The organism is Floridaenema evergladense BLCC-F167 (assembly GCF_041929205.2).
GTDB classification, from domain to species: Bacteria; Cyanobacteriota; Cyanobacteriia; order Cyanobacteriales; family Aerosakkonemataceae; genus Floridanema; species Floridanema evergladense.
Window position 1 is genome coordinate 375,235 of record NZ_CM171625.1, and the last position, 25,875, is coordinate 401,109.

The window sequence follows — 25,875 nt, forward strand, 5'->3', positions numbered from 1 at the left end:
TGATCTAACTTTTATCATAGATTTGTGTTCGTCGATATTCTGCTATACAATTTCGTCCGCAATTCATCTTTTAAGCGGTTCAAAATTGAATCTTCATCCAAAGAAGATAAAATTTGATCTACGACAGCTTTTGGCCCTGCTGAACCCCAAGAAGCACCATTTGCTAAATAAGCTTTAGTAACTTGTCCAATTCCATAAGAAGAAACACCAGCTACACTTGCTTGAGTTAATGCTACAGAAAAGTAAGCGCCTAAAGATAAACCTCCGGTTGCTGGTGCGCTTAAACCTAACAAACCTTTTAAAGAACTTAAACCTAAATTTGCGACTAATTCACTAGCAGTTAAACCACCCATACAAAGAGCGATTCTTTTTAATAAAGATACTGCTCCTTGTTGAGTCATAGAAATGCCGTAAAGTTTGGACAAAGTTAAGATCAAAGCTACATCAATAATTGCGCCACTAAATAAGTCTATTACTGTTAGTGGATTAAGTGCGATCGCCAATGCTTTTGTCACCGAAGCATTCCAAATAATACGATTGGCGCTACTCTCCCTTATCGCCATTTTTCGCTCTAAAACTCGATCGTTTACTTCATCAGCAAACAACATTGAATTAAGCGCAATTAAAGACTTACCTTCTCGATGTAAAATCTCTAAAATCTTTAATTTTAATTCCTCAATTTGCGGTTCTCCTGCTTTCATTTGTACGCCTAAACTACCATCTTGACGGCGCACTGCTTGAGCAACTAAAGGAGAAGCGGCAGCCATAACAATTTCATCGGGTGATAGTAATTCTCGCACGCGATCGTCCCGAATTTTCTGGTAAATTGCCATGCGATCGACTTCGGGAAATTGGTCTATTTTGTTAAATACTAATAAAATTGGTTTACCAGCCGATCGTAATTCCGAAAGCGCACTATGTTCCACTTTCGTCATATCGCCAGCAATCAAAAATAAAATTAAATCTGCTTGTTTTGCCACATCTCGCGCCAAAGCAGCACGAGTTTCGCCATCTACTTCATCTAATCCCGGAGTATCAATTAATTCTACTTGCGAATTACCTTTTCCTGGCAAAGCAACTTTTAATACCTGAGAATTACCATCGCCTACTGATGCTTGAGAATAGTACCAATTCGCCTTTTGACTGCTACGAGTTACCCCATGTAAAGGGCCAGTTTCAAATACTTTTTCCCCTAACAAAGCGTTGAGTAAAGAAGATTTACCCCGTCCTACCATGCCAAACACAGCAATTTGCACGACCGATCGTTCCAGCTTATCCAGCATATTCTGTAAATCATGAATTACTGGTTCTAATCCAGCTTGTTCTTGAGGCGAAAGGTCTAAATTAGCAACAATCTCTCTTAAGGCTGTTTGTGCCTGTTTATAATTTAGTTCTTCTTGAATATCGGTAAAGCTAAAAATAGCATTGTCCAGTTCCCTTTCCAGGTCTGGGGAATTTGCCGAATTATTTTGTAAACTTTTTTGTGACCCAGAAAAAGCAGTCAAAGTATATCCTCCAGTGGACTATAGGGTTAGGTTAGGTATCTATTTCGATCCTAATGAGATTGACTCAAATTGCCATCAGTTTAGTATGGAAAATGAGAGTTAAAGTAGATTGTCTTGAAATCGTGAGCGCAAAACCTCTACCAGAAACCACTGCCTTTGTCCGCATTACAGAAATGTGTTGGCTACAGGGTAAAATTGCCGGAGAAGTGAGAGCCGAAGATTATGAGTGGCATTTCCAATGGTGTTTTAAACAGGGTAAGTTGTCTGTTCAACCTACTCTAGGACGTGCTTTAATTATCGAGCCTTTGGGTAGATTTTTAGAACAGTCCGATTATCAATTAGAGCCAGGTGGAGACTATGCTTTCAAGATTCGGGCGAAGTTTTAAAAAGTAGAAGTAATTCAAAAGTAGGGGTAATTCATGAATTATCCCTACTCACCAAACGTCCTAAATATCTTTCAATGAGCAGAATGGCGACAATATCATCTACTGGACGGGGTAAAGGTCGCATTCCTTGGGGAATTAATTTGTAAAGTCCTTTAGGAGGATACATTTGCCAATAGCGATCGCGTGCCTCCAAAGTACTATATCGCTCGTCAACTAAAATAATCCGTAAAGGTTCTAGCAATTCTTCATTGAGTCGATTTTTCCAAGATTTAGCAGTAGTTTGATCTCCCATTACTAACACGGAAATCGGATAAATTTCTCTTAATTCTTGAATGGTTGCGATCGCATTTTCCGCCATAATAACTTCGTGATAGTGTAACTTGCGATCGACTGCCATTACCGCTAAGCCACATTTTTGCCGACCCGGATCGAAACCCAAAATTACAGGCTGTTTGGGTGTAGAACTAACTTCATTATTAGGTTTATCAGGAGAAAACATGAGTCAATTTTAGATTTTAGATTTAAATTTTAGATTAACCTTTACAGATCGAGAGTAAAAGGGTAAAACGTAATTACATCATCATTCCCCCAGGGCTAATTCATGTTTGGAGGAGAAAATAATTTGGTCGGGATTGAGATATACCTTGCGATTCATCCTTTGGAAGAATCATCAAGCATCTCTTTCCCCCCATCCCCCCATCTCCCCATCTCCCCATCTCCCCATCCCCCCACCCCAAAGTCCTCCCTCCCCTCACCCCGTCGGCGTTGTCCGAAAAACGACTTGTCCGCCTTGAATTGCGACTAAATCCATTTTGACTGGCCCAGCAGTATAGGTGACATCTGATGCTACCACCTGCACATCTAGAGGTTCTTTATATTGTTTTAGTCGCTCTAAAAAGCGGGTTAAGGTTTCAATGCGATCGTCTCCGATTTGCATGGTATTGGCAACAATTCCCGCACGTCGGACACGATACTGAGACGCAGCAATGAGAAACTCAATGCGTTGACGCAATTGTTCGTCTGTCATTTTTGCCGGGTCGGTAGAAGTTACTGCTAACACTTCCCCTGCTTGGAAGACTACTCGATTGGGAGCCACATCAGCAAATACTTGCACGGGAGATTCTCCCAAAACATAATTACCTGCTGAAATTATCCGAACTACATAATCATTGCCATCATCTATTTTGTCAATTAATTGATTAACTTCTGTTTCTCTAATCACAATAATCTGTTCTTTAAAGTTATTTTCTCCTGGTTTTGTGCGTTGAATTGCCGATCGATTAGCTTGCGATAATAATTGATCTACCACCGAACGAGCAGCGGTGGGATCGACAACTCGAAATACACCTGATGCGAGTACTTGACCTCGCAGCAATCTCACATTTCCTTGACGTAATACTTGATAATCCTGATAATATTGCTCTAATGTGGCAACTTCCTGTTGCAGGAGGTCTAATTCTTTACCTCTTTGACTAAGTTGTTTTTCTTTTTCTGTAATCAGTTTTTCCCGTTCGACAATTAGTTGTTCGCTTTCGTTAAGTTTGGCTTCTAAAACCTTTAAACGGCTTTCTTGTTGAGCAATTATTTCGTCTTGAATTCGCATTTTTTGAGCGCGAATCCCGATTTCTTGCTCTCTTTGATAAATCCGTCGATCCTGTGTTCTAATTCTTTGATCTCGCTCATTTATTGCTGTATCGCGAACGGCAATTTGTTGGTCTTGCTGTCTAATTGTGCGATCGCGCGAAGCAATTTTTTCATCTCTTTGATCCAATTGCGCTTTTAACTGCCTAATTTGTTGCTGTACTTGCTCCCTTTGAGCAATCAATTCTTTCCTTTCTGACTGCAAGCGAGCAATTTCTCCCCGCAGATTTTCTGTTTGCTGAGAAACTAATTTTAACTGTTCCTGCGTTTCGCTCAGTTGTGCTTGTGTCTGATTTAATTTTGCTTGCGTTCCGGCTTGTTTGGCAATTGCTTCCGAAAGTTTTGCCAATACCATCTGTAACGCTTTGTTTGTATCATCCAAGCGTTTCTGCGCTGCTGCTTGCTGTGCTTTAGCTTGCGCTAACTCATTTTCTACTTGACTTTTTTCCCTTTCTACTTGAAATTTTTCTGCTTCTAAAAGCAGTTTTTCTCCTTTAGTTCTTTCAACCTCCTGACGAGCGTTTTTCAGATTTCTCTGAATCGTGCCCAATTTAAAAACACCAGTACGCAACTGTTCGCTGGCGGCGAATAAAACTGCCAGTGTGGAACCAGAAATCAAACTACCTGTTAGGAGGGTAATCAACACCGCTGTTTTCTTTGGTCGTAAATTGAACAAGCTGAGTCTCGCTTTGCCCACTTTCGTACCAATTCGATCGCCCACCGATGCGATCACGCCTCCCAACACCAAAACTGCTGCTATTAGGATTAACCCGGTGGTCATACTCAGCTAAATTAGCTCCATATCCAAACTATCTCACACCCTACAAATATTGAAGTTACTCATTTAAATAGAGTAAATACTTTACACCTATTTAACTTTTTTCCCTATCAGGGGAGAAGTAATTTTGATTCCTGTCAAACCGCAATTAGGTAAACTGTTGGCTTAACGCTACTGGGTTATGGACGGTAATCTTTTTCTTGTGGATGGAGATCATTTTTTCTTGCCTGAGATCCCCTAGCAAACGAGTCACCGTTACGCGAGTGGAACCAATGGCTTCAGCGATCGCCTGATGGGATAGCTTTAGATCTATGGTAATCCCATCTTGACCAGAAACGCCAAAATCGCGGCAAAGAATTAACAGAAAACTCACCAATCTTGAACCCATATCTCTATGAGCTAAGGTTTCGATCATCATCTCTGTTTGCAGGATGCGTGAAGACAAACCTCGCAGCATTAACATTGCCAAATCAGGGTTATCCTTCAAAGCTTGTTCTACTTGCTCGATCGGTGCGGAAAGTAATTCCGCTGGTGTAAAAGCTACCGCATGATAAAACCTATCCGAACGGTTCCCTGTAATCAGAGATAATACCCCAAATACACTATTCTCTCGCAGTAGAGCGACTGTAATTTCTTCTCCTGCTTCGTAAACTCGTGAAAGTTTTACCGCACCTTTAAGGAGAAAATATACCCTTTCGGCTGGATCTCCGGGGAAAAAAATGGTCTTTCCCCTTTCAAAGGTTTCTACAACTGGTGGAAACGCACCACCTCCTATTTGCCGAAATACAGATGCTAACGGTCTATCGTCTAAAACGACCATGTTTTTTTGCCCTCACCGACACCCAAGAAACTTGTTTAATTCTTGGCAATTAACCTTAGTAATAACTCGTACCATGCCGTTTCCCAAAATCTAGCTTAAGAGTTTTTGCTGTTTGGTCAAGATGTAGTTTGTTTGATGTTTGGGTTTATGGCTATTAGTCTTAGCACTTCCATAATTTGTTTTGCCGATCGAATCGGAGATATAGAAAATTTCTGTGCAATATAACACATAATAGCTACTTACGTATTTATATTTTAACTCCTCATGTTTACAGAAATTTGCCAGCCTGAAAAGCAAGTTAATTCCTCGCGGTTCAACTCAAGAAACTATGGGAAAATTTGGCGGATTTTTAGGAATTTTCTGTATCCTAAAACACATTTTTCCCAAATAACCGATAATTTGAGTGAGATTAGGAGAAATTTGGCAATGTTTCTAGGGCAACTCTCAGATATAATGAACCACTATGCTGAATTTAACCGGAAAAAACGCACTTGTAACTGGCATTGCCAACAATCGATCGATCGCTTGGGGCATTGCCCAACAACTTCATCAAGCTGGAGCCAACCTTGGCATCACCTACCTGCCTGATGAGAAGGGACGCATGGAAAATAAAGTAGCTGAGTTGGTAGCACCTCTCAACCCCAGTTTGTTTTTACCATGTGATGTCCGAAATGAACCTCAAATCCAGTCCACATTTGAAACTATCCGCGACAAATGGGGTAAGCTAGACATTCTCATTCATTGTTTAGCTTTTGCCAATAAAGATGATTTATCAGGGGATTTTAGCAAAACCACAAGAGAAGGCTTTAATTTGGCTTTAGAAATTAGTGCCTATTCGCTGATTCAATTGAGTGGTGCGGCTAAACCTCTGATGACAGAAGGCGGCAGCATTGTTACGTTAACATATTTAGGCGGTGTCAGGGTGATTCCTAACTATAATGTGATGGGGATCGCTAAAGCAGCTTTGGAAATGAATGTTCGTTACTTAGCGGCTGAGTTAGGCCCCCAAAATATTCGGGTAAATGCGATTTCGGCTGGCCCGATTCGGACTTTGGCTTCTTCGGCAGTTGGCGGAATTTTAGATATGATTCACCATGTTGAAGAGGTGGCACCTTTAAGACGAACTGTTACCCAAATTGAGGTGGGTAATGCAGCTGCTTTTTTATGCAGTGATTTATCTAGCGGCATCACAGGGCAAGTTTTGTATGTGGATGCTGGTTATGAAATCATGGGAATGGGATAGGTTTATTTATTGTTTTGAAAAGAGTTTATGCAGATTAGCGATCGCCAAGTTCTTGCCAACGAACATCCAGAGCAAATTACTCCCGCCCGTATAGCGACTGTCAGAAGGACTACGGGCGAAACAGATGTCCAGGTAACTGTTAATTTGGACGGTACTGGTGTCTGTATTTCTAAGACGGGAATTCCCTTTTTAGATCACATGATGCACCAAATTTCTTCGCATGGGTTGATAGATTTGGAGGTGCAAGCAACGGGTGATTTGGAAATAGACGATCACCACACAAATGAGGATGTAGGGATTACTTTGGGTCAGGCGTTGGCGAAGGCTTTAGGCGATCGCAAAGGCATTGTCCGTTTTGGTAATTTTCTCGCGCCTTTGGATGAAGCTTTGATTCAAGTAGCTTTGGATTTTTCAGGCAGACCTCATTTAAGTTATGGTTTGGAAATACCGACGCAGCGAGTAGGAACTTACGATACTCAGTTAGTTAGGGAATTTTTTGTCGCGTTGGTAAATCATTCCCAAATGACGTTACATATTCGTCAGTTGGACGGGATTAATTCTCATCATATTATTGAGGCAACTTTTAAGGCTTTTGCTAGAGCAATGCGAATGGCTGTGGAATTCGATCGCCGTCGTTTAGGAAGTATTCCTAGTTCTAAAGGAGTTTTGTAAGATTTTTGGCAGAGAAGAAGCTATTTGTAGGGTGCGTTAGCGATCGCGTAACGCACCGCACTGTTATATTTAGTTTCCTGAACCAGTCCTGAAAACTATTTTTTATTAAACTATTTAAGCCAAACTAGAATCAAATTTCCGTTTGACTTTTTCGATGGCAATTTTGTCGATAAAGTAAGCGATCGCTGCTTTTCCTATTTTGTCAGTAGCTTCTGCGGCACCGAGGCTATCCATAATGTTCCCTAACCCAGGCAAGAATGATAAAAAGTTACTGATTAGATAATCCTGCGTTCCTTGAAAGATAAGATTAGGCAAAGTTTGGAAAATTATATTTAATAAATTATCCACAGATAAATTTCTCATTTGCCCAATTAATTCATCAACAATTATATTTGTATTTTCTTTCGTGCCTAAACCTAATTTTGCTAAAAAACTTTGGCTCCTCTCTAATGACCAATTTTCTCCAGAAATGTAAGCAATTTCTGTCACCATAACTACTTGAATTAAAGGAATTGTCATTGCATCGGGAATAGGAATAGGTGCGCCAGCAACAATACTAGAAGCAAGAATGCGGCTTTTAACGATCGCTTTAGCTACGCTTTTTTGATACTTTTTTATTTTAGTTAAACGCACCATTTCATTTTTAGCTTCTGTTGGAAGTTTCTCAAATATTGCGGCAAACAATTGGTCAATATTCCAACGAAAATCAGATTCGATCAATCCATTTGTGTGATATTCGGCATAAGCTGCTACCGGAATAACATTTACCAGATTCTTAGCCAAAATATCTCTGGTTGCAAGAAGGTTTTTCAGCGCAAAAACTGCTGTTTCAATATCAGGATTTTTCCGAGCTTTGCTAGTAGGAAGTTTGTGAATATAGGGTTCAACTCGATCGCATTGCGTGACTACACCAATCAGAGGTACGTTTCGCTGATGAATATTCTTAATTTCCTTTAGCGTCTTCTCGGCAATTTCTAGAACTCGATCGATACCACCATTCTCTTGGTTAGCTTGATAAAGAAAAAGAGCTACATCTGGACAAGTTTTTCCTACTCTATCTAAAGTAGACTTTTCCGATAAATTAGAAGCTGCTTGACTTGATACGTTTGCTCCAAATATTGCATTAATTAACGATGATTTGCCAACACCACTTTCACCGAAAATGAGAAAACGAGGCGCACGGTTTGCTAATATTAAAATATCAATTTCATCTAGATAATTTTCAATATTCCATCCTAGTAAAATTGGAGGTGGAGGAAATATCTTACGACAATAAGTAATCAGTCCTTCAAAGCTTTTGAGTCTTTCGTTAGAAATAGCCATATTATGATTAGCTGACTTAAATTGCCTACCTGCTGAAAGATTGTTTTAACAGTAACAATCCTCTCTAATTAAATTTAGTCACAATACTTCTAATAAACTCAACCGTAAATATACTGTAAAAGCTTGTACTCATAAAATGGCGTACAAAGATAGATTTCACTATTCTCTGTTTCCTTAATTCAATTTCCAACATTAGCAGGAATTAAGCAATTTTCAGGTAATTAGCAAACTTAAACTACCCTTCCTCCTAGAGACAGACTTCAGCCACCAGAATATATGTGTTATAAAAGTCATAATTCTTAACGATTGTTTATCGATGGTTGATTCCTCCTCTAGTTTGTCCAAGCTAAAAAATTCATTGACAAAAAGAACTTTGTTTGGTAAAGAACTCACACCTGAGTTAATTGCTATTTTATTGGTCTACGTAGTTCAAGGTGTTTTAGGGTTGGCACGCCTAGCTGTCAGCTTTTTCCTCAAAGATGAATTAGGGCTGACTCCGGCTCAAGTGTCGGCTTTTATGGGAATTGCAGCTTTACCCTGGATGGTTAAACCTTTATTTGGGTTTATTTCTGATGGGTTGCCAATTTTGGGTTATCGAAGACGACCTTATTTAATTCTCTCTGGGTTGTTGGGATCAGCTGCCTGGATTAGTTTAGCAACTGTGGTGCATAGTGCTTGGGCTGCAACATTGGCGATCGCCCTCTCTTCCCTCTCAGTTGCTTTCAGTGACGTAATTGTAGATTCCTTAGTCGTAGAAAGAGCTAGAGGAGAATCAATCAGTGATGCCGGATCTTTACAATCTCTTTCTTGGGGCGCTTCCGCATTAGGAGGCTTAATCACTGCTTACTTAAGCGGCTTTTTACTACAACATTTCAGCACTCGTACTGTATTTGCTGTTACCGCAACTTTTCCCCTCATTGTGTCGATCGCCGCTTGGTTAATTGCGGAATCACCTATGATCGAAAAACCTGATTTTTCCACAGTCTGGGAACAAATTAAACAACTAAAAAAAGCTGTTACTCAAAAGGCAATTTGGTTGCCCACAGCATTTTTATTTATCTGGCAATGTACTCCTACAGCTGACGCAGCATTTTTCTTCTTCACAACTAATGAATTGGGTTTTCAACCAGAATTTCTAGGCAGAGTTCGTTTAGTGACTAGTTTGGCTTCTTTACTGGGAATTTGGCTGTTTCAAAGATTCTTTAAAAACGTTCCTTTCCGCAACTATTTTCTCTGCACAAGTCTGTTATCTGCGGGTTTGGGAATGACAGCACTATTACTTGTTACTCACACAAACCGTGCTTTAGGAATTGACGACCATTGGTTTAGTTTGGGAGATAGTTTGATTCTCACAGTTATGGGACAAATAGCTTATATGCCAGTGTTGGTTTTGGCAGCAAGGCTTTGTCCTCCCGGTGTGGAAGCAACTTTATTTGCATTACTAATGTCTGTGACAAATTTAGCAGGGTTTCTCTCTTATCAATTTGGTGCTTTATTAATGCACTGGCTGGGAATTACAGACCATAATTTTCAATCTCTCTGGTTATTAGTAATAATTGCTAATTTAAGCACTCTTCTACCTTTACTTTTTGTAAATTGGTTGCCTAAAGGCGATCCTCAAGCAGAAATTTCTGAGCAATATATTCAACCAGTTCCCGCTTTAGAATCAAATTCTACTGCTTCTAAACATATAACGCCACCTTTTTTACCTGATTTAGTATCAGATTTTGTGCCTCACTCTTTGTTAAGAGAAGCAGAAAATTCGGCTGAATAAATAGCTGATTGATGATTAGTAAATGGGTAATAGCTGTTCCAAATGAAATTATCCCATTACCAACTACCAACTACCCATTACCAAATATGCAAAACTTCCAACTTTACGAACACGCATCCACAGTTCCAGTTAAATCTTACGATCGCCAAAAATGGCAAAAAGGTTATCAATCCCTTAAACAAGAATTTAATTACTGGATTGATGACATAGAAGGAGAAATTCCCGCCAATCTTCAAGGAACTCTATTTCGTAATGGCCCCGGTTTATTAGATATTAACGGTCAAAAAATACATCATCCTTTTGATGGCGATGGGATGATTTGCGCTTTCACTTTTATTGATGGCAAAGCGTACTTTCAAAATCGCTTTGTACGAACTAAAGGTTTTGTTGAAGAACAAAAAGCAGGTAAAATTCTGTATCGTGGCGTTTTTGGTACTCAAAAACCTGGCGGTTGGTTAGCTAACGCTTTTGATTTACGAGTAAAAAACATTGCCAATACTAATGTAATTTATTGGGGTAAAAAACTCCTAGCACTTTGGGAAGCTGCTGAACCACATCTTCTGAATCCAAATAATTTGGCAACTTTGGGAATGGAATATTTCGATCGGGTTTTAAAAGAAGGAGATGCTTTTGCAGCGCATCCTCGCATCGATCCAAGTTGCGAATGGGATGATGGAAAATCAAGATTAGTTAATTTTTCCATTAAACCCGGACTTTCTACTACCATTACTATTTACGAGCTAAATGAAGCTGGCAAAATTGTTCAGCGTCATGCTCACTCTGTTCCGGGTTTCGCCTTTATTCACGATTTTGCTATTACTCCAAATTACTGTATTCTATTTCAAAATCCTGTGTCTTTTAATCCTTTGCCTTTTGTATTTGGTTTGCAAGGAGCAGGTCAATCTATTAAATTTAATCCCAAAGAGCCGACACGCATTATCATCATTCCCCGTCATTCTAATACTGCTATTTCGGGAGTAAAAATTTTAGAAACTCAAGCGGGTTTTGTTTTCCACCATGCTAATGCTTTTGAGCAGGATAACGAGATTTATATAGACTCAGTTTGTTATGAATCTCTCACTACTGTCGATCCGAAATCTGATTACCAAGAAACGGATTTTGATGCACTTTCTCCCGGACAACTTTGGCGGTTTGTGATTAATTTAAACGAGCAAACTGTACGACGACAAATGTTGGAAAGTCGCTGTTGTGAGTTTCCTTGGGTGCATCCTGGGAAAGTGGGAAGACCTCACCGTTATTTATATCTTGGTGCGGCTCATGCAGCGTCAGGAAATGCACCACTTCAGGCAATTTTGAAAATTGACCAAGTTTCTGGGGAAAGACAACTTTGGAGTGCTGCACCAGAGGGTTTTGTTAGCGAGCCTGTGTTTGTTCCTGCTGCTGATGCTGTCAATGAAGATGATGGTTGGATCTTGACTTTAGTGTATGATTCACAACATCATCGATCGAACTTAGCAATTTTAGATGCGCGAAATTTACATCAAAACCCTGTAGCTCTGTTACATCTAAAACATCATATTCCTTACGGATTACACGGAAATTTTACACCGGAGGTATTTGAGATCGATCGTCTGAGCGCTTAAACTAGTAAGTTGATTAAAAAACTAATGTGTAAAACATTAGTTTTTTAACTTTTGTAGAATTTGTAAACTTTAGGGGGTTGACGGGGAAAAATATAAACAGTAGAACTAATGCCTATCAAGGCAACTAGTTTGCTACCCAGATTAGTCAATCAGCAGGGTGCTAGACAGGTAAAACCCCTATGAAATTCACGATAGTTATTACTACATATAACCGCTTGTCTTTGCTAAGACGCTCAATTGCTTCTGCCTTAGCTCAAAGTGTACCCTGTGAAGTAGTAGTAGCTGATGATTGCTCATCTGATGGTACGGAAGCATACATCTGTAATTTACAGGAAGAACTTTATGCTCAAGGAGACTATCGTTTAATATATCATCGCAACTCACATAATATGGGTCATGCGGCGACTATTAATGCTGGAGTAAAAGTGGCTACAGGAGATTGGATTAAGCCTGTAGATGATGATGATTATTTAGCAAATGATTGTATTGAAGAGATTATAAAAGCGATCGCTCTCCGTCCTCAAGCTGTAATTTGCTCCTGTCAAGCAGCGCAAGTTGATGTTAACCAAAATGAACTTAGCCGCACCCGCAAAGCTGGTCCCGGTAAAGCTTATTATATTCCTCAACAAGACATCCACTATGGAATGCTACTAGAACAAATTCCCTTTGGTACTCCGATTCAAGTAGCTTTCTCTCGTGATGCTTTCATCAAATCAGGAGGCTGGGATTCTCGGTTAGATGTTAACTTTGATGACATCGATTCTTGGGTAAAAATTGCTCAATTTGGCGATGCTATCTTTATTAATCAATGTTTAGCTTATCGCACAGTTTGGCCTGGTGGTTATAATAAAAAATTCTCCCTGCAAAAGCGACTAAATACTCATATTGAACTCAAGGAAAAGATTTATAATTTGGTTGACGAAAATTATCGCCACAATATTCCTAGTATCTGGGCTTTCCGTAATTATCTCAGATTACACTGGGCTTTAGTTGCTGCTAAACAGCATAGCATGAGCGAGGCTGTGTATTTTGCTTTACCTGCTATTTTTTGTATTCCTGCTTGGCAACTTTTATTTATAGCCATCCTTACCCGTTACAATCAACAGTTTTTATTACAAAAACAATTAGATAAAAACATTTGGGTATGGACGAAACTTTCACTTTTAGTTGGCAACAATCGATGTTCTACTTATGGCAATTTTGACAATCTCCGTAATTATTTGCGGTTACGCCATAGTTGGGATGCAATTCAGCGATATAAATTTTTACTGGCTATCCAACTCGCTTTTCCCTCTGCATTTTCCCTCCCTGCTTGGAAACTGATAATTAAATCAATAATCACATTTCACCAACTACAGAAGGATAGTCTGATTCGTAAGCTTGTGTTGATTAATTAATTTATGACAACCAAAAATAAAGTAATTGTTTAAAGTAAGACATTTTTGATTTGGACATTGTAACGTTGGAAGTAGGCAAGTATTCGATCTGCTGAAGTTAGGTTTTAACTAATAAATTGTGGCTCGAATGCTAATGATTACGTGACGATGGCGCGATCGTACTTACTATTAACTCTTGAGGTAGACCAAAAGTAGGTATTGTTACGCTATATTAAGTTAAGTTACGAAATGTAAAACAAAGCCTATCAAAGGCTTCTGAAAATTAGTTTGTACTAGGACGAAATTTTGTGACCTTACTGCTAGAACTTTCCCAAATAGAAGAGCTAATCGCTGCGTTTTTCCGAGAGTCAGAGGGAACTTGGCATTCTGAACGCCGCTATTACACTTTGCCACAAGTGGAAACTAAAGAGATGGTGAGTATCCTGACTATTGAGTTTCTCGATCGCGGAAGGGAAGAACTACGAGAGTTAGCGCAATTGCACGGTTTAAGTGACGAAGTGATTCTCAGTTGTGGTGCAAAGGTGAGTTGGGAAAGTAAGGAATCGGTAAGTGAGAAAAAGCAGTCGAAAGGGAAAACTTTGTTTGGTGCTTCGGGAAATATTTTGTATCGCGATCGCGGTTTCGCCACTTCAAAACCTGTAACAGCAAAGTATTATTTCTCCAATCCTCAAACTTTGTGTTTACGAACAGAATATAACGATTCTGTGTTTGAAGAAGAGTTAAAGTTAGTGGGAAAAAATTACCGCACTAGACAATCAATTATTTCTCGCGCTGGAGAACAGTTGATGATCGGTCAATATTTGGAAAAAAGAATTTAGTTCTTTTTAGCCTCTATTGGCAATTTAGTTAGCTTGAGCAAAAGTTTGGGTTGATAATTTCCAACCAGATGCAGCTAAAATTTCTGTATTGCAATAGAGGCTAATACCAAGTGTAGGATTGTAAAGAGTGGCATAGATTCCTGAGTTTGTTTCGCTAACCTCTACAATATAAGCCTCGGTACCTTTGCGATCGCTTACTAGCTTTTGTCCGACTTTCCAAACTTTCATCACTTTTTCCTGAAATCGTCTTGCTAACCAATTTACTACTACGTTGGCTAGATAAACTCCTACAGTTGAGTCATCCAATTGGGTGATTTAGCCATAAATTATTAATCTAGCTATCAATATAAATTACAGATTGCTGTAAATAATTAGCCAATTCTGATTTGCTAATTTCACCTTGCACCACTTGTAAAACTAAATTATATGCTTGCTCATTTGTTAAATTCAAATAATAGTTATTCACCCGCAAAAAAGTATCCATTACCGCAAAAGCCGTGCGTTTATTTCCATCAATAAATGGATGATTCATTGAGATATGGTAGAGATAAGCAGCAGCTTGCTCATAAATTGTTGAATGTAAAAATTCGCCACCAAAAGTTGCTTCTGGTTGAGCTAATGCAGACTCTAACAAGCCTTCATCTCTAATACCAAAACTACCACCAAAGCTAGAAATTATATCTGTATGAATCTCCTCAATCTCAGAAAAGGAGAGAAACTTAGGAGTTAGCAAGACGACGATAAACCTCTTCTCTTTCTCGCTTAGATGCTAAATAAGCATTCCAAACATCGCTAGAATGTGATTCTGAAGAATGCTTAGTTTTCAATGATAGCACGAACTCTAAAACTTCTTCAATCATAGAGTCTGGCATTTGATCAATTTCCTGAATTAGTTGTTCTTTAGTAGCCATAGTTTCTGTTGGTTAATCTAACTCCAGTTTAATAGCAAAATTGGTCATTAGTCATTAGTGAAATTCCCAATGACCAATGCTCAATTAATAATAACTACCAGACTTGCGGTGATGAACAGCAGTAACACCATCAGCTTTCAACACTTTTCCTTCATCTGCTGTAGCATAAATTAACCAATGATCGCCGCATTCCATCCGATTTTGTACGGTACATTCTAAATAAGCTAAAGCACCAGTTAAAATCGGACAACCGTTTTTTGCTTCTTCAGTTTCCACGTTGGCAAAACGGTCTTCTCCGGGAGCAAAACTTTTCATAAAATGCTTCCGTAATTGTCGCCCTTCTGCCAAAATATTTAATACAAATTTATCGCCAATGTGAGTCATTGTTTCTATGGCGCGGTCTTTAGCGACAGCAACGGTAAGTCCTGGTGGATTAAAAGTTGCTTGGGAAACCCAAGAAGCTAACATGGCACTTTTGAGGTCGCCTTTTTTAGTCGTAACTACGCACAAAGAACCGATAATTCTCCCTACAGCTTGTTCAGTTCTTGCTGCTTGAGAGTCGCCTACTGGTTGGCGTGATGGGCGAATTTTTTTGGATTTTTTCAAAGTTTGAGCGAAGTCGGTTCCGGCTTCTTCGCAATATTGTAATGTGGTATCATCGGGTTTAAATTTAACGCGAATTGGCTCAAATCCAAAGCGATAACCTGCGTCTTTTAGTTTACCTTCAATTAAATCAATTGCTTCGCCACTCCAACCAAAAGAACCGAAAACGCCTGCTAATTTGGTTTTTGTTGCTGTGGATAAAACTATTCCTAAAGCTGTTTGAATTTGGGTTGGTGCGTGACCTCCTAATGTGGGAGAACCGATAATAAATCCATCGGCTTTTTCAATTGCAGCTTGAATTTCTGTAGGTTCAGAAAATTCACAATTGATAGTTTCAACGCTGACTCCAGATTTAGTCACTCCATGAGCGATCGCCTGCGCCAAAGCAGCAGTATTACCATAAGCAGAAGCATATAAAAGCGCTACATTTGCTTCTTGATTCTTCTGTTGCTGACACCATTCTCGATAAGATTTGGTCAAATCAGTTAAGCTATAAAGCACTAAAGGGCCATGACCTGTAGCATAGAATTTGACATTAAATGGTGCTAATTTGTCAAGGGCTGTTTCCACTTGACGCGCATGAGGAGCCATTAAACAATCAAAATAATAACGTCGGTCTTCTTGGAAAATAGTCCAACCTTCATCAAATACTTGATCGCCGCAAATATGTGCTCCAAAAAGTTTGTCGGTGAAGAGAATTTTTGTTTGCGGATCGTAGGTGCAGAGTTGATCGGGCCAACGAGGACTCGGTGTGGTAATAAATTCTAAATGGTGTCCTTTACCAATGTCTAAAGCTTCTTCTCCCTTGACTATTAAAATATTTAATTGTTGTTCGGAAAAAGCGCTGCGGAGAGCGATCGCACCTGGATTAGAACATACAAAAGTAATTTGCGGTGCTAATTCTAACAAAGCTTTTAAAGACGCTGCACGATTCGGATTCACATGACCCAAAATCACATAATCTAAAGTTTTTGGGTCAATATATCGCTGTAATGCTGTCAAGAAAATTTCCGTAAATGACTCTCCCGGAGGGTCGATTAAAACATTTTTTTCGCCTTGAATCAAGTAGGAATTAGCCGTTGTTCCTCTTTGTAAAGCGTATTCAATCTCAAACTTAAGACGATCCCAAGTACGCGATCGCATTACTATTGTATCTAAACCGATCGGGAGAACTTGTACATCTCTTTTCTTAATTGCTTGGATCATAATTTTGCTTGGTATTCGATCGAGGTAGTTTGGGACAATCAACGCTTAGGGAAATTCGACAATTTATAAAAAATAGCCGATATAATTTAGCTCTTGCACAACTAGGAGGTGGAACCTCTCAGATCATCGTTCCCTGGTTCAACCAGGGAACGAAAAGAGCGGCTGGAACCTCTTGGTGAAAGTCTGAGTATAATTTAATGATGTTCATTCACTAAATTACTATACCCACCTCTAAAGGACAGCAGTTAAGTATAATAGGACTTACGCAGAAACCCGGTTTTTTAACATAATTCCGTTATTTCAGCGTTAGAGTATTAACGAAAAACCGGGTTTCTTGGCTTATGGTGCGTAAGTCCTATATAAATTAGTAGTGATTTCCTACTTTTCTGTGGTGAACTGCGGTGAGAGAATCAGACTTACTAATTCTGCCACTGTCTACAGTTGCATAAACCACATAATGATCGCTACATTCCATGCGACTAATTACTTGGCATTCTACATAAGCTAGAGCATCGGTTAAAATTGGGCAACCATTTTCTGCTAGTTGAGTTTTCACGCCAGCAAAGCGATCGGCCCCTGGAGCAAAACGCTTTAAAAAGTGTTTCATTAATGTTTGATAATTGCCTTCTTCCAAGATATTTAAAACAAACTTATCTCCGGTGTGCATTAAAGATTCGATCGCCCGATCCTTCGCCACAGCAATGGTAATACCCAAAGGTTTGAAACTAGCTTGAACTACCCAAGATGCAAGCATCGCACTGCTTACATCACCTTTTTTGGCAGTAATAATGTAGAGTCCACCGCTAATTCTTCCTAAAGCTTTATCTAAGTCACTATCCAGGGATTTCATTTGCTTAATGCTGCGATCGCGACTCAAAAACTGCCCTAAGTCTGTACCCGCTTCTTCACACAGTTGATAAGTTCCTTCGGAGGGAGTTTCTGTAACTCGAATTGGAGCAAAAGCTTCAGCTAAACCTAACTCTTTAAACTTGTTTCGTAGGGGATAAACTGATTCATCATCGCCGCCACCAGACTCAAACAAACCAAAACTTTGTTTCGCTTTTGCCGCTGCCAAAATTGTACTTAAACCAGCTTGTGCCACATTAGCACCAGACATAGGTGGCATTCCAATTACAATACCAGAAGCATTGCTTACTAATTCGGTAATTTCTTGCGGATCTGCTGATTTTAGATCCATCATTTCTACTGCTACTTCAGTTTTGGTAATCCCGTGAGCGATCGATTGGGAAAGGCGATCGCTAAAGCCATAATCAGAAACATAAAATACTGCTACATTAGTCTCAGCTTTGGTTTGTTCTTGACTCCACTTCCGATAGCGACCAGTTAATTCTTTAACATGGTGAAATAACAAAGGGCCATGACCTGTAGCCACAGTAGTAATTTCTGGTAACTCTGCCATCCGCTTCAATGCTGAGAGTACCGATCGAGCATTTGGCCCCATCAAACAATCGTAGTAATATTTAAAATCTTCTTCAATTACTGCCAAATCTTGATCAAACAAGCTATCAGAACAGTAGTGCATTCCAAAAGCATCGCAAGTGTAAAGAATTTGCGTTTTGTGGTCAAAAGTAAAAATAGTATCGGGCCAGTGTAAATTAGGAGCAATCACAAATTCCAACTCATGACCGTTACCTAAATCTAATTTGTCGCCATTTTTAACAATGCGTCGTTCAAAAGGATGATGAACTAAATCTTCTAAAAATTGAATGGCAACTTTTGAACCAACTACTGTAATGTCCGGCACTAGTTGTAAAATATCTTTGACTAACCCGCTGTGATCGGGCTCAGTGTGGCTGATAATTAAGTAATCAATCTTTGCTGGGTCGATCGAGCCTTTGAGAGTGTCTAAGTATAGTTGGCGAAACTTTTCATGGGAAGTATCCACCAACGCAGTTTGCTCACTCTGAATCAAAAAGGAATTATAAGTGGTGCCATTTTGCAGACCAAATTCAATATCAAAGCGGTCGCGATCCCAGTCCAACGACCGAATTGCCTTCGTTTCCGGCGCAATATCCTGTGTCTGTATTGTCAAACGCTTTTGGGTTTTCTCAGTGAGCAATACCATATCTAGCCTCCTTAGCTGGCAACCCAGAGGAAATTTATCTGACTTTATTCTGACATGATTGAAGTTTAAAGAATTATTAAAAAATTTATAACACAGTTAAAAAACCTAAAAGAGTGAAACGGCAGAACGATAAAAAATTCAATCCTTGGTTAGCTTTGACGATCGGCAACTCCCGGTTACACTGGGCTAAGTTTAATGGAACAAAATTGGTAGAAGCTTGGGATATAGACAGTTTTGGCGCTGGTGCTAGTGATGAGAGGTTAGCTTCTGGAGAATGGAAAAAAATTCCTCTATATGTAGCGTCAGTAGTTCCCTCAGAAACGGTGTTTTGGCAAAATTTGCCCAACGTCAAGATAATTAACCGGGAGCAAATTCCCCTCAAAGGGATTTATCCTAGCTTAGGGATCGATCGCGCCTTAGCAGTTTTAGGTGCAGGAGCAACTTGCGGTTGGCCTATATTAGTTATTGATGGTGGTACAGCACTCACTTTGACAAGTGCAGACGAACAACATCAACTAGTAGGCGGCGCAATTTTTCCCGGATTAAAATTACAAATCAAATCTTTAGCACAGGGAACTGCTGCATTACCAGAAATTTTCTTACCTACTCAGCTTCCCCCCCGTTGGGCATTAGATACAAAATCCGCAATTCAAAGCGGCATAATTTATACTGTGTTGGCAGGAATCGCCAATTATATTCAAGCTTGGTGGCGCGAATTTCCCAAAGGGCAAGTTGTGTTCACTGGTGGCGATCGTACAGTCCTGTTTAGCTATTTACAATCTTTATTCCCCGATATAGCCAAAAAAGTCAAAGTCGATCCCAATTTAATTTTTTGGGGAATTCGAGATTTAGTCATTAGTCATTAGTGAAAGAAAGCTCCAAGGCAGAGACTTCCAAGGTAGAAGAGCAGAAGAAATAACTCAAAACTTCCTCAACTCTTACCAACTCAAAACTCAAAACTCAAAACTCAAAACTTTTCAGGCGACAGTAGTCACGCCGCTGAGGTAATCTTGTAATTGTCGATCGTGATCGTGACTTAAGTCGCCTTTGGGCAAAGATCCGATCGCAAAAGCCTCAACTTCACTCACCTCTAAAGTATCTTGCGCCCCCATAGTTCCCTGAACCGATGCTTCCACCAACACCGCGATCGAATGAAGTCTGGGATCGCGATCGGGTGCTGAATAAACACCAACTAAACGATGTATTTTGACCAAAGTTAGTCCCGTTTCTTCCTCTAACTCCCGTTTCACCGTCGTCGGAATATCCTCACCCCAATTAACAATTCCTCCAGGTAAACTCCATTTTCCCGTATCGTGCCGACGAATTAATACAATTCGACCATCTGGCAAAATCGGAATAATTGTCGCTCCTGTAACTGGATGCCGAAATATAATACCAAGTACAGTTTGAAAAAATTGCCCTAGTCGAAGCATATACACCAAGGGTAGTACAACCTAGCGATAATTTTAGCTTTGTTTATTCAATAAAAGACTTTTCTGATTATAGTTTGAAGACGATCGCAAGCAAAATTCTAAAAAGACGACGATCGATTTTTCATTTTTTGCTTTTCGCTGTTATGATCTACAAATCCCCTAAAGCGATACTTTTGGTAGTTTATTAATGAGGTGAATATGTCGAAGCGCCGCAATCCCAAAAAAGAAAAGGCGCAGCGTAATAAAGCTTATGCTCGCAAGTTTCGGAAACGTCAAACTACAGGTCGATTCTCTAAGAATCGTAACTGGAAGGGCGGGAAAAGCAGTGACAATGCCGCAGAAAATCAAGATGATGAGCTAGAGGTAGGCGGAGCAGATCAATATTAATCCGTCCCCATAGCACAAAGAGAGCAATTTGGGTAGGGAAAGTAAAACTAAATTAATGTTTTTCTCCTGCACCCTGCTCTCCCTGTTAATTTAGCGATAATCAAGCACGGCTATCAAAACCCAGCCAGAACAAGGTAACAGAAATAATTTTTATTCCCTGTTCCCTGTTCGCTTACCTAAGAGTTTTTACTGCGAGAACGAGCAGCTTGAATAGCTTGTCTTACCTGCTCAAAACCAGTACCCCCGTAACTGTTGCGGACTGCTACTACTTGTTTGGGAGCGATCGCCTCATAAATATCGGCTGCAAAAGCTGGATGAAGTGCTTGCCATTCTTCCAAGGTTAAATCCTTCAACAACTTATTCGCAGCAATACAAGTTTTCACCACCTTACCAACTAAGTTGTAAGCTTCCCGGAAGGGAACACCCCTAGCAGCTAGGTAATCAGCCACATCTGTAGCATTGGAAAAATCTTCGTTCACTGCTGCGGCTAGTCGTTCAGTCCGAAATTCTAAACCTTCGCGCCATAAAATAGTCATTGCTTCTAAGCAAGCTTTTACCGTCTTCACGCTATCAAACAAAGCTTCTTTATCATCTTGTAAGTCTTTGTTGTAAGCTAACGGTAATCCTTTCATCAACACTAATAAAGCTTGCAGATGTCCAAAAACCCGCCCAGATTTTCCCCTAACTAATTCTGGCACGTCGGGGTTTTTCTTTTGGGGCATAATGCTGGAACCAGTGGCGCAACTATCTTTGAGAGTGATAAAGCCAAATTCTTGGGATGACCAAAGAATTACCTCTTCACTCATGCGGCTGAGGTGAACCATAATTAAACTAGCGGCGCAGACGAACTCGATCGCAAAATCTCGATCGCTCACCCCATCCATGCTATTAGCGTAAACTCCGCCAAAATTGAGTAACTCGGCTGTATAATGACGGTCGATCGGGAAAGTAGTCCCCGCCAAAGCCCCAGAACCCAAAGGCGAAATATTTACCCGTTGGTAAATTTCTCCCAACCTCTCCCAATCCCGATTTAGCATTTCAAAATAAGCTAATAAATGATGCGCTAAAGATACAGGTTGGGCACGTTGTAAGTGAGTATAACCAGGAATTAAAGTCTCTATATTAGCTGCCGCCAAATCCAGCAACACTCCTTGAAATTCTCGAATTTGCTGGCGAATTTGGGTAATTTGGTCGCGTAGATACAGCCTGATATCTGTTCCTACTTGATCGTTGCGCGATCGAGCAGTATGTAACTTTTTCCCCACATCGCCCTTAAGTTCCGTGAGGCGACGTTCCACCGCAAAATGCACGTCTTCCGCATCTATTCCGGGATGAAAAAGCCCCTGACGATATTCTTGCAGAATCCGTTCTAATCCCTCCACCAATTGTTCGCCTTCTGCGGGCGAAATAATGCCTGTTTTGGCAAGCATTTTGGCATGAGCGATCGAACCCCTAATATCATACTCAATCAGTTCAATGTCAAAAGTGATACTAGCATTGAAACGAGCGATCGCTGGATGCAAAGCTGATTCAAAGCGCTGACTCCAGGTTTGTTGTTCGGTCATTCGATTTTGGATTTTAGATTTTAGATTTTAGATTGCCCCCAAAGATCGATCTGTAGCCACTGGACTAAACACAAAAAATTTTTCTCTCCACGACTTCAGGCGATCGGACATTGGTAAGTAAAGTATATAATGCAAAATTTTCTGCTTTACCAGCCGATTTACAGCGTATTGCAGGTTTATGAGGTACAGTAACAACAGTTGGTAAACCAGTTTTTTAAATGCTCTGGATTAAACAAATCGAGAGCAGTAGCAATCAGAATATCAACCATTTTGGCAGTGTGGGGAGAAAAGTCGCGCAAAAAAGTTTTCAATTGTGACCACCAATGTTCGATGGGATTAAAGTCAGGAGAATAAGGAGATTGGTAGAGAACTCTAGCACCCACAGATTCAATTAGAGGTTCAATTTCTTTAACTTTATGGGCAGGAAGATTATCCATCACGACTACAGCACCTGTCCAAAGTTGCGGTAGTAAACACTGTTCGATAAACACTTTAAATGCCTCTCCATTCATCGAACCATTCAAGGTCATCACCGCCAAAACTTGAGAAATGCTGACCGCCCCAATGACTGTCACCTTGGCCCCGCGATAAAATGGTTGAAAACCATAGACTCTAGTTCCTTTCTGGCTGCGGGCATGAGTTGGTGTTAACCCTAATAAAACACCCATTTCATCAATAAAAACTAAGTTTTCCGGGTCTATTTGCTTGACTTGCTGCCAGTACTCCATTCTCAATTTTTGAACCCTTTCTGTTTTGGCTTGGCTACTGCGGAGCGTCTTTTTTTTCGCGTTAGTTCCTGTTTTTGCAATGCACGGCACATGGTACTGGTACTTACCCAATGATCGTAAGTTGTACCCCAATATTCGCAGTATTCCCATAATGTTGCGTCTGGGTATTCTTCAACCATAAGTGCTAGTTGTGTTTCCGCTCCGTCCAACTCCCCCTTCATTGCTCCACCTTGTTGTCTTGGCTCTACATGACCTTGAGTTTTCTTCATCAACAGTAGTTTTTGGACAAAGCTTTTGGCTACGCCAAATCTCAAGGCAACTTTTCTGATTGAGGTGTTACCTTGTTCATAAGCCTTGACTATTTTTTCTCGCAAATCCATTGAGTAAGCTTTCATTTTCTCCATTTATTCGCTCTCATTTACTGTACCTCATTTACCTGCAATATGCTGTAATTCGGAAAACTACTCTCAACGATTTGCAGCAAATTAACCAAAGGTAGTAAACCCTTTAATGAAGTAGCCTAAAATTATTCCAATAATCAAAGCCCAAATTTGACCTGTTTGTACAAAATGATTCCAAGCACCTTGCACCTGTCCCCAGAGATTGGTATCTCTGACTTGAACTGCCAGCACTAAAAACCAGTAAGGCATTTTCGCCACCAACATTGGCAGTGAGTCGTTTCCATAAACTTGAACCGATAACCAACTAGTCATTGTTTGCATTAGGTTAATGACCATAGCCACTTTTCCTCACAAAAATTTCTTGTTATTTATTTTATGTTGAGACAACCTCCAGAAAATTTTTAGCATAAAACTGACTGGATTAGTAAAAAAATAATTCCTTGAGAAATTGATTGTTAAATTCGGTTTCAGGTATTATTTTGTACCTGTCCAGTCAAAATCCATTAATGATTTTCTGTTCAATTTCTCCTTGTCTCCTTGTCCCTTGGTTCTATTTTGTACCCGCATCACTACTAAGGTCATATCATCGCTATTGCGATTTCCTTTACCGATAAATTGCTGTACTTGATCAAATAGATACTCCAAAATTGCCTGGGGTTCTTGGCAACTTTGACAAGCTTTCTGAAAAACTTGCATCAAATTTTCTTCATCAAAGCGTTCCCCATTAGGGTTAGCAGCTTCGGTAAAACCATCAGTGTAATAAATAATTGTGTCGCCAGCAGCCAGATTAATTTGCCCCTCTTCATACTGAGAATTTGAATCTAAACCGATCAACATTCCCAAAGTATCCAAGCGGCGAACAGAATTAGTACTTGCTTGCCACAACAATGGCGGGTTATGCGCTGCATTGCTGTAAGAAAGAATGCCAGTTTGTAAATCGTATTCCGAATAAAACAAAGTGACAAATCGATGGGAATTTTCTAAATCGGCATACATCACTTGATTTAAGTGTTGCAAAATTCGACCGGGACTGTGACCGTTGAGAACTTCTGCCCGTAGCATTCCCCTAGTCATGGTCATAATTAAACCAGCTGGTACGCCTTTACCCATCACATCGCCAATCACGATACCCCAACGTTCTTGAGCAGATGTTACTGCACTATCGTTACCATCTGTGCTGTCTGTTCGGTCTGGCTGGACATAATGAGTGGGGATAAAGTCATAATAATCTCCGCCAACTCGGTTTGCAGGTTGACATCGAGCCGCTAATTCAATTCCGGGAATTTGCGGACATTGGCGAGGTAACAACCGTTGTTGAATTTCTGCGCCAATTTCTAATTCTCTGTCTAAACGTTCTTTTTTGCGGAGTTCGACAGTTAGTTCATCGTTAGCGATCGCCACTGCGGTCTGATCTGCCACCAACCGCACCAACTTCTGTCGCGTCTCCGTCCAAGTATATTCAGGATCGCGGCTAAATACATATAACCGTCCTCGTTCCATCTGCTTGACTAAAATTGCCGTACCAAACAAATGAATATCCGATCCTAAACAGCGGCTGACTTGAGCATCTAAAAGCGCCAGTCCTTTTTCCACTCCCGATGCTGCTTCTAAATTGAATCGATCGCTCTCGGAACTTTCTAAAGCCGTACTTTTTGCCGTCGCATCCTTCACCTTTAAAGTTGCGGTTTCGATCGCTTTGCGAATATCTATTCCTTGCAGGTTTTCTTGGCAGTGTAACTGTTCCAGCTTTACTTGACCATTGGGTTTTAGTAATACCAAAGCACTACCATCAGCATCCGTGACTCTGGTTGCCATTAAGGGAATTAGCTCTAAAAATTGGTTCAGATTGTTGAACGATCTCAGCGCAAACCCTAAAGAACTCAACAAATCTTGAATTTTATGCTGTTCCCGATACAAACGCGCTACCAACTGTTTGAGCGCAAACACAGGCGTAACATCAGAAGAGTGGTCGCTACGCGAATCATCGCCTGATTCAGATGAAAGTTGAGAAAGGGGCACAGTATTCATTACCTAAGCCATCTGGACTAGTTTATTTAGGAATCAAAGCAATAGCAAATTGAATAGCAAGAGTAAACCTAACCGAATGGCAGAAATAACTACACAGTTAAAAACAGATAAGAAAGCTTGCTACAAACCTTCTCTCCTGACTTTCTGCCTTAGAGCCTTCTGCCTAAGCCTTTTTGTACAACGCAGCAAGAAGGATAGACAAAAGTATGTAGTTTCTCTCGATCCTGCCTTTATTAATGCTAGGAAACAAAGTTCTATCAGATCTAAGGCAGGGTGGTCAACATTTTAACTGAGTTTGGGTAGAACGATCCCTTATCTATTGGGATAAATTCTAACGAATTACTCCACCATAAGAGTATTGATATCTACCACTCACGTATATCTAGGGATAGTATCTCCTAATAGTTTTAGAATTTCTCTCAACTTTACCGTATTTATACTCATTTATTTTTACCTAATTCCGTTCCCAGTATGAATTACTTTCGTAAAAGCACCCTATAAATTTACTTAAAATTTTAAAATAGTTTACAAATAAAAAACTAATGGATCGACTGCTTCGTTGACCC

25 protein-coding genes are annotated in these 25,875 nt (G+C 40.0%); 9 read left to right on the forward strand and 16 right to left on the reverse strand.

Annotation, left to right across the window (positions count from 1 at the left end; all coding sequences use genetic code 11):
• Positions 1-14 precede the first annotated feature (14 nt).
• Complete coding sequence (locus tag ACE1CA_RS01735) at positions 15-1,445, reverse strand: GTP-binding protein (RefSeq protein ID WP_459563626.1); 1,431 nt, start codon at positions 1,443-1,445, stop codon at positions 15-17.
• Between the two features lie 182 nt (positions 1,446-1,627).
• Here ACE1CA_RS01735 and ACE1CA_RS01740 point away from each other — a divergent pair, with 182 nt between their 5' ends.
• Positions 1,628-1,891, forward strand: coding sequence for a DUF3146 family protein (locus ACE1CA_RS01740; RefSeq protein WP_413278415.1), 264 nt, complete (start codon positions 1,628-1,630; stop codon positions 1,889-1,891).
• A 31-nt stretch (positions 1,892-1,922) separates the two neighbouring features.
• On the opposite strand, the gene ACE1CA_RS01745 is transcribed toward ACE1CA_RS01740, so the two are convergent.
• The 3 genes from ACE1CA_RS01745 to ntcA form a co-directional block, all read right to left on the reverse strand.
• Positions 1,923-2,390 carry a pre-16S rRNA-processing nuclease YqgF gene (locus ACE1CA_RS01745; RefSeq protein ID WP_413278414.1) on the reverse strand — a complete coding sequence of 156 codons (468 nt, stop codon included), beginning with the start codon at positions 2,388-2,390 and terminating at the stop codon, positions 1,923-1,925.
• Between the two features lie 252 nt (positions 2,391-2,642).
• Positions 2,643-4,313, reverse strand: a complete 1,671-nt coding sequence (locus ACE1CA_RS01750; RefSeq protein WP_413278413.1) for a DUF3084 domain-containing protein — start codon at positions 4,311-4,313, stop codon at positions 2,643-2,645.
• 145 nt (positions 4,314-4,458) lie between these two features.
• A complete protein-coding gene (gene ntcA / locus ACE1CA_RS01755; RefSeq protein WP_413278412.1) occupies positions 4,459-5,130 on the reverse strand; it encodes a global nitrogen regulator NtcA in 672 nt (223 codons plus the stop codon).
• Between the two features lie 463 nt (positions 5,131-5,593).
• Between ntcA and fabI the strand changes: the two genes are divergently transcribed.
• Together fabI and hisB are read left to right on the forward strand one after the other, a co-directional pair.
• Positions 5,594-6,373: an enoyl-ACP reductase FabI gene (gene fabI / locus ACE1CA_RS01760; RefSeq protein ID WP_413278411.1), complete on the forward strand. Its 780-nt coding sequence runs from the start codon at positions 5,594-5,596 to the stop codon at positions 6,371-6,373.
• A 27-nt stretch (positions 6,374-6,400) separates the two neighbouring features.
• Complete coding sequence (hisB, locus tag ACE1CA_RS01765; protein ID WP_413278410.1) at positions 6,401-7,045, forward strand: imidazoleglycerol-phosphate dehydratase HisB; 645 nt, start codon at positions 6,401-6,403, stop codon at positions 7,043-7,045.
• 114 nt (positions 7,046-7,159) lie between these two features.
• On the opposite strand, the gene ACE1CA_RS01770 is transcribed toward hisB, so the two are convergent.
• Positions 7,160-8,368, reverse strand: a complete 1,209-nt coding sequence (locus ACE1CA_RS01770; protein WP_413278409.1) for a hypothetical protein — start codon at positions 8,366-8,368, stop codon at positions 7,160-7,162.
• 316 nt (positions 8,369-8,684) lie between these two features.
• Between ACE1CA_RS01770 and ACE1CA_RS01775 the strand changes: the two genes are divergently transcribed.
• The 4 genes from ACE1CA_RS01775 to ACE1CA_RS01790 all read left to right on the forward strand — a co-directional run bounded on the left by ACE1CA_RS01775 (position 8,685) and on the right by ACE1CA_RS01790 (position 13,961).
• A complete protein-coding gene (locus tag ACE1CA_RS01775) occupies positions 8,685-10,142 on the forward strand; it encodes a folate/biopterin family MFS transporter (protein ID WP_413278408.1) in 1,458 nt (485 codons plus the stop codon).
• Between the two features lie 86 nt (positions 10,143-10,228).
• Complete coding sequence (locus ACE1CA_RS01780) at positions 10,229-11,746, forward strand: carotenoid oxygenase family protein (protein ID WP_413278437.1); 1,518 nt, start codon at positions 10,229-10,231, stop codon at positions 11,744-11,746.
• 179 nt (positions 11,747-11,925) lie between these two features.
• Positions 11,926-13,143, forward strand: a complete 1,218-nt coding sequence (locus ACE1CA_RS01785; RefSeq protein ID WP_413278407.1) for a glycosyltransferase family 2 protein — start codon at positions 11,926-11,928, stop codon at positions 13,141-13,143.
• A gap of 287 nt (positions 13,144-13,430) precedes the next feature.
• A complete protein-coding gene (locus ACE1CA_RS01790) occupies positions 13,431-13,961 on the forward strand; it encodes a phycobiliprotein lyase (RefSeq protein ID WP_413278406.1) in 531 nt (176 codons plus the stop codon).
• Between the two features lie 24 nt (positions 13,962-13,985).
• Here the strand turns inward: ACE1CA_RS01790 and ACE1CA_RS01795 are convergent, their stop codons facing one another.
• The 5 genes from ACE1CA_RS01795 to ACE1CA_RS01815 all read right to left on the reverse strand — a co-directional run bounded on the left by ACE1CA_RS01795 (position 13,986) and on the right by ACE1CA_RS01815 (position 18,767).
• Complete coding sequence (locus ACE1CA_RS01795) at positions 13,986-14,267, reverse strand: hypothetical protein (protein WP_413278405.1); 282 nt, start codon at positions 14,265-14,267, stop codon at positions 13,986-13,988.
• A gap of 28 nt (positions 14,268-14,295) precedes the next feature.
• Positions 14,296-14,694 carry a type II toxin-antitoxin system death-on-curing family toxin gene (locus ACE1CA_RS01800; RefSeq protein WP_413278404.1) on the reverse strand — a complete coding sequence of 133 codons (399 nt, stop codon included), beginning with the start codon at positions 14,692-14,694 and terminating at the stop codon, positions 14,296-14,298.
• Complete coding sequence (locus ACE1CA_RS01805) at positions 14,681-14,872, reverse strand: DUF2281 domain-containing protein (RefSeq protein ID WP_413278403.1); 192 nt, start codon at positions 14,870-14,872, stop codon at positions 14,681-14,683. Before ACE1CA_RS01805 ends, ACE1CA_RS01800 begins: the two co-directional genes overlap by 14 nt.
• Positions 14,873-14,956: 84 nt before the next feature.
• Positions 14,957-16,681: a diflavin flavoprotein gene (locus ACE1CA_RS01810; protein ID WP_413278402.1), complete on the reverse strand. Its 1,725-nt coding sequence runs from the start codon at positions 16,679-16,681 to the stop codon at positions 14,957-14,959.
• Between the two features lie 364 nt (positions 16,682-17,045).
• The gene (locus ACE1CA_RS01815; RefSeq protein WP_413278401.1) at positions 17,046-18,767 is read right to left on the reverse strand and encodes a diflavin flavoprotein; all 1,722 of its coding nucleotides are present in this window, start codon (positions 18,765-18,767) and stop codon (positions 17,046-17,048) included.
• A 113-nt stretch (positions 18,768-18,880) separates the two neighbouring features.
• Between ACE1CA_RS01815 and ACE1CA_RS01820 the strand changes: the two genes are divergently transcribed.
• Positions 18,881-19,633 (forward strand): pantothenate kinase, encoded by a 753-nt coding sequence (locus ACE1CA_RS01820; RefSeq protein ID WP_413278400.1) that lies wholly within the window; start codon positions 18,881-18,883, stop codon positions 19,631-19,633.
• A 111-nt stretch (positions 19,634-19,744) separates the two neighbouring features.
• Here ACE1CA_RS01820 and ACE1CA_RS01825 read toward each other — a convergent pair whose 3' ends face one another.
• On the reverse strand, positions 19,745-20,200 hold the full coding sequence (locus ACE1CA_RS01825; protein WP_413278399.1) for an NUDIX domain-containing protein: 456 nt from the start codon (positions 20,198-20,200) through the stop codon (positions 19,745-19,747).
• Positions 20,201-20,398: 198 nt separating this feature from the next.
• Here ACE1CA_RS01825 and ACE1CA_RS01830 point away from each other — a divergent pair, with 198 nt between their 5' ends.
• Positions 20,399-20,587 carry a hypothetical protein gene (locus tag ACE1CA_RS01830; protein ID WP_413278398.1) on the forward strand — a complete coding sequence of 63 codons (189 nt, stop codon included), beginning with the start codon at positions 20,399-20,401 and terminating at the stop codon, positions 20,585-20,587.
• Positions 20,588-20,763: 176 nt separating this feature from the next.
• On the opposite strand, the gene argH is transcribed toward ACE1CA_RS01830, so the two are convergent.
• From argH to ACE1CA_RS01855, 5 genes are all read right to left on the reverse strand, one after another.
• Positions 20,764-22,152 carry an argininosuccinate lyase gene (argH, locus tag ACE1CA_RS01835; RefSeq protein WP_413278397.1) on the reverse strand — a complete coding sequence of 463 codons (1,389 nt, stop codon included), beginning with the start codon at positions 22,150-22,152 and terminating at the stop codon, positions 20,764-20,766.
• A 176-nt stretch (positions 22,153-22,328) separates the two neighbouring features.
• On the reverse strand, positions 22,329-22,970 hold the full coding sequence (locus ACE1CA_RS01840; protein ID WP_413278992.1) for an IS630 family transposase: 642 nt from the start codon (positions 22,968-22,970) through the stop codon (positions 22,329-22,331).
• Complete coding sequence (locus tag ACE1CA_RS01845) at positions 22,883-23,275, reverse strand: helix-turn-helix domain-containing protein (RefSeq protein ID WP_486517615.1); 393 nt, start codon at positions 23,273-23,275, stop codon at positions 22,883-22,885. The genes ACE1CA_RS01840 and ACE1CA_RS01845 overlap by 88 nt, the downstream gene beginning before the upstream one ends.
• A 90-nt stretch (positions 23,276-23,365) precedes the next feature.
• Positions 23,366-23,617: a hypothetical protein gene (locus ACE1CA_RS01850; RefSeq protein WP_413278303.1), complete on the reverse strand. Its 252-nt coding sequence runs from the start codon at positions 23,615-23,617 to the stop codon at positions 23,366-23,368.
• 138 nt (positions 23,618-23,755) lie between these two features.
• Positions 23,756-25,309 carry a PP2C family protein-serine/threonine phosphatase gene (locus ACE1CA_RS01855; RefSeq protein WP_413278304.1) on the reverse strand — a complete coding sequence of 518 codons (1,554 nt, stop codon included), beginning with the start codon at positions 25,307-25,309 and terminating at the stop codon, positions 23,756-23,758.
• Positions 25,310-25,875 lie beyond the last annotated feature (566 nt).

Excerpts from the sequence above, each read along its gene's own strand:
- ACE1CA_RS01785 (WP_413278407.1), top strand. The coding sequence starts at position 11,926 with ATGAAATTCACGATAGTTATTACTACATATAACCGCTTGTCTTTGCTA.
- hisB (WP_413278410.1), top strand. The coding sequence starts at position 6,401 with ATGCAGATTAGCGATCGCCAAGTTCTTGCCAACGAACATCCAGAGCAA.
- argH (WP_413278397.1), bottom strand. The coding sequence starts at position 22,152 with ATGACCGAACAACAAACCTGGAGTCAGCGCTTTGAATCAGCTTTGCAT.
- ACE1CA_RS01780 (WP_413278437.1), top strand. The coding sequence starts at position 10,229 with ATGCAAAACTTCCAACTTTACGAACACGCATCCACAGTTCCAGTTAAA.
- ACE1CA_RS01750 (WP_413278413.1), bottom strand. The coding sequence starts at position 4,313 with ATGACCACCGGGTTAATCCTAATAGCAGCAGTTTTGGTGTTGGGAGGC.
- fabI (WP_413278411.1), top strand. The coding sequence starts at position 5,594 with ATGCTGAATTTAACCGGAAAAAACGCACTTGTAACTGGCATTGCCAAC.
- ACE1CA_RS01855 (WP_413278304.1), bottom strand. The coding sequence starts at position 25,309 with ATGAATACTGTGCCCCTTTCTCAACTTTCATCTGAATCAGGCGATGAT.
- ACE1CA_RS01810 (WP_413278402.1), bottom strand. The coding sequence starts at position 16,681 with ATGATCCAAGCAATTAAGAAAAGAGATGTACAAGTTCTCCCGATCGGT.
- ACE1CA_RS01850 (WP_413278303.1), bottom strand. The coding sequence starts at position 23,617 with ATGGTCATTAACCTAATGCAAACAATGACTAGTTGGTTATCGGTTCAA.
- ACE1CA_RS01745 (WP_413278414.1), bottom strand. The coding sequence starts at position 2,390 with ATGTTTTCTCCTGATAAACCTAATAATGAAGTTAGTTCTACACCCAAA.
- ntcA (WP_413278412.1), bottom strand. The coding sequence starts at position 5,130 with ATGGTCGTTTTAGACGATAGACCGTTAGCATCTGTATTTCGGCAAATA.
- ACE1CA_RS01805 (WP_413278403.1), bottom strand. The coding sequence starts at position 14,872 with ATGGCTACTAAAGAACAACTAATTCAGGAAATTGATCAAATGCCAGAC.
- ACE1CA_RS01775 (WP_413278408.1), top strand. The coding sequence starts at position 8,685 with ATGGTTGATTCCTCCTCTAGTTTGTCCAAGCTAAAAAATTCATTGACA.
- ACE1CA_RS01830 (WP_413278398.1), top strand. The coding sequence starts at position 20,399 with ATGTCGAAGCGCCGCAATCCCAAAAAAGAAAAGGCGCAGCGTAATAAA.
- ACE1CA_RS01825 (WP_413278399.1), bottom strand. The coding sequence starts at position 20,200 with ATGCTTCGACTAGGGCAATTTTTTCAAACTGTACTTGGTATTATATTT.
- ACE1CA_RS01845 (WP_486517615.1), bottom strand. The coding sequence starts at position 23,275 with ATGAAAGCTTACTCAATGGATTTGCGAGAAAAAATAGTCAAGGCTTAT.
- ACE1CA_RS01815 (WP_413278401.1), bottom strand. The coding sequence starts at position 18,767 with ATGGTATTGCTCACTGAGAAAACCCAAAAGCGTTTGACAATACAGACA.
- ACE1CA_RS01770 (WP_413278409.1), bottom strand. The coding sequence starts at position 8,368 with ATGGCTATTTCTAACGAAAGACTCAAAAGCTTTGAAGGACTGATTACT.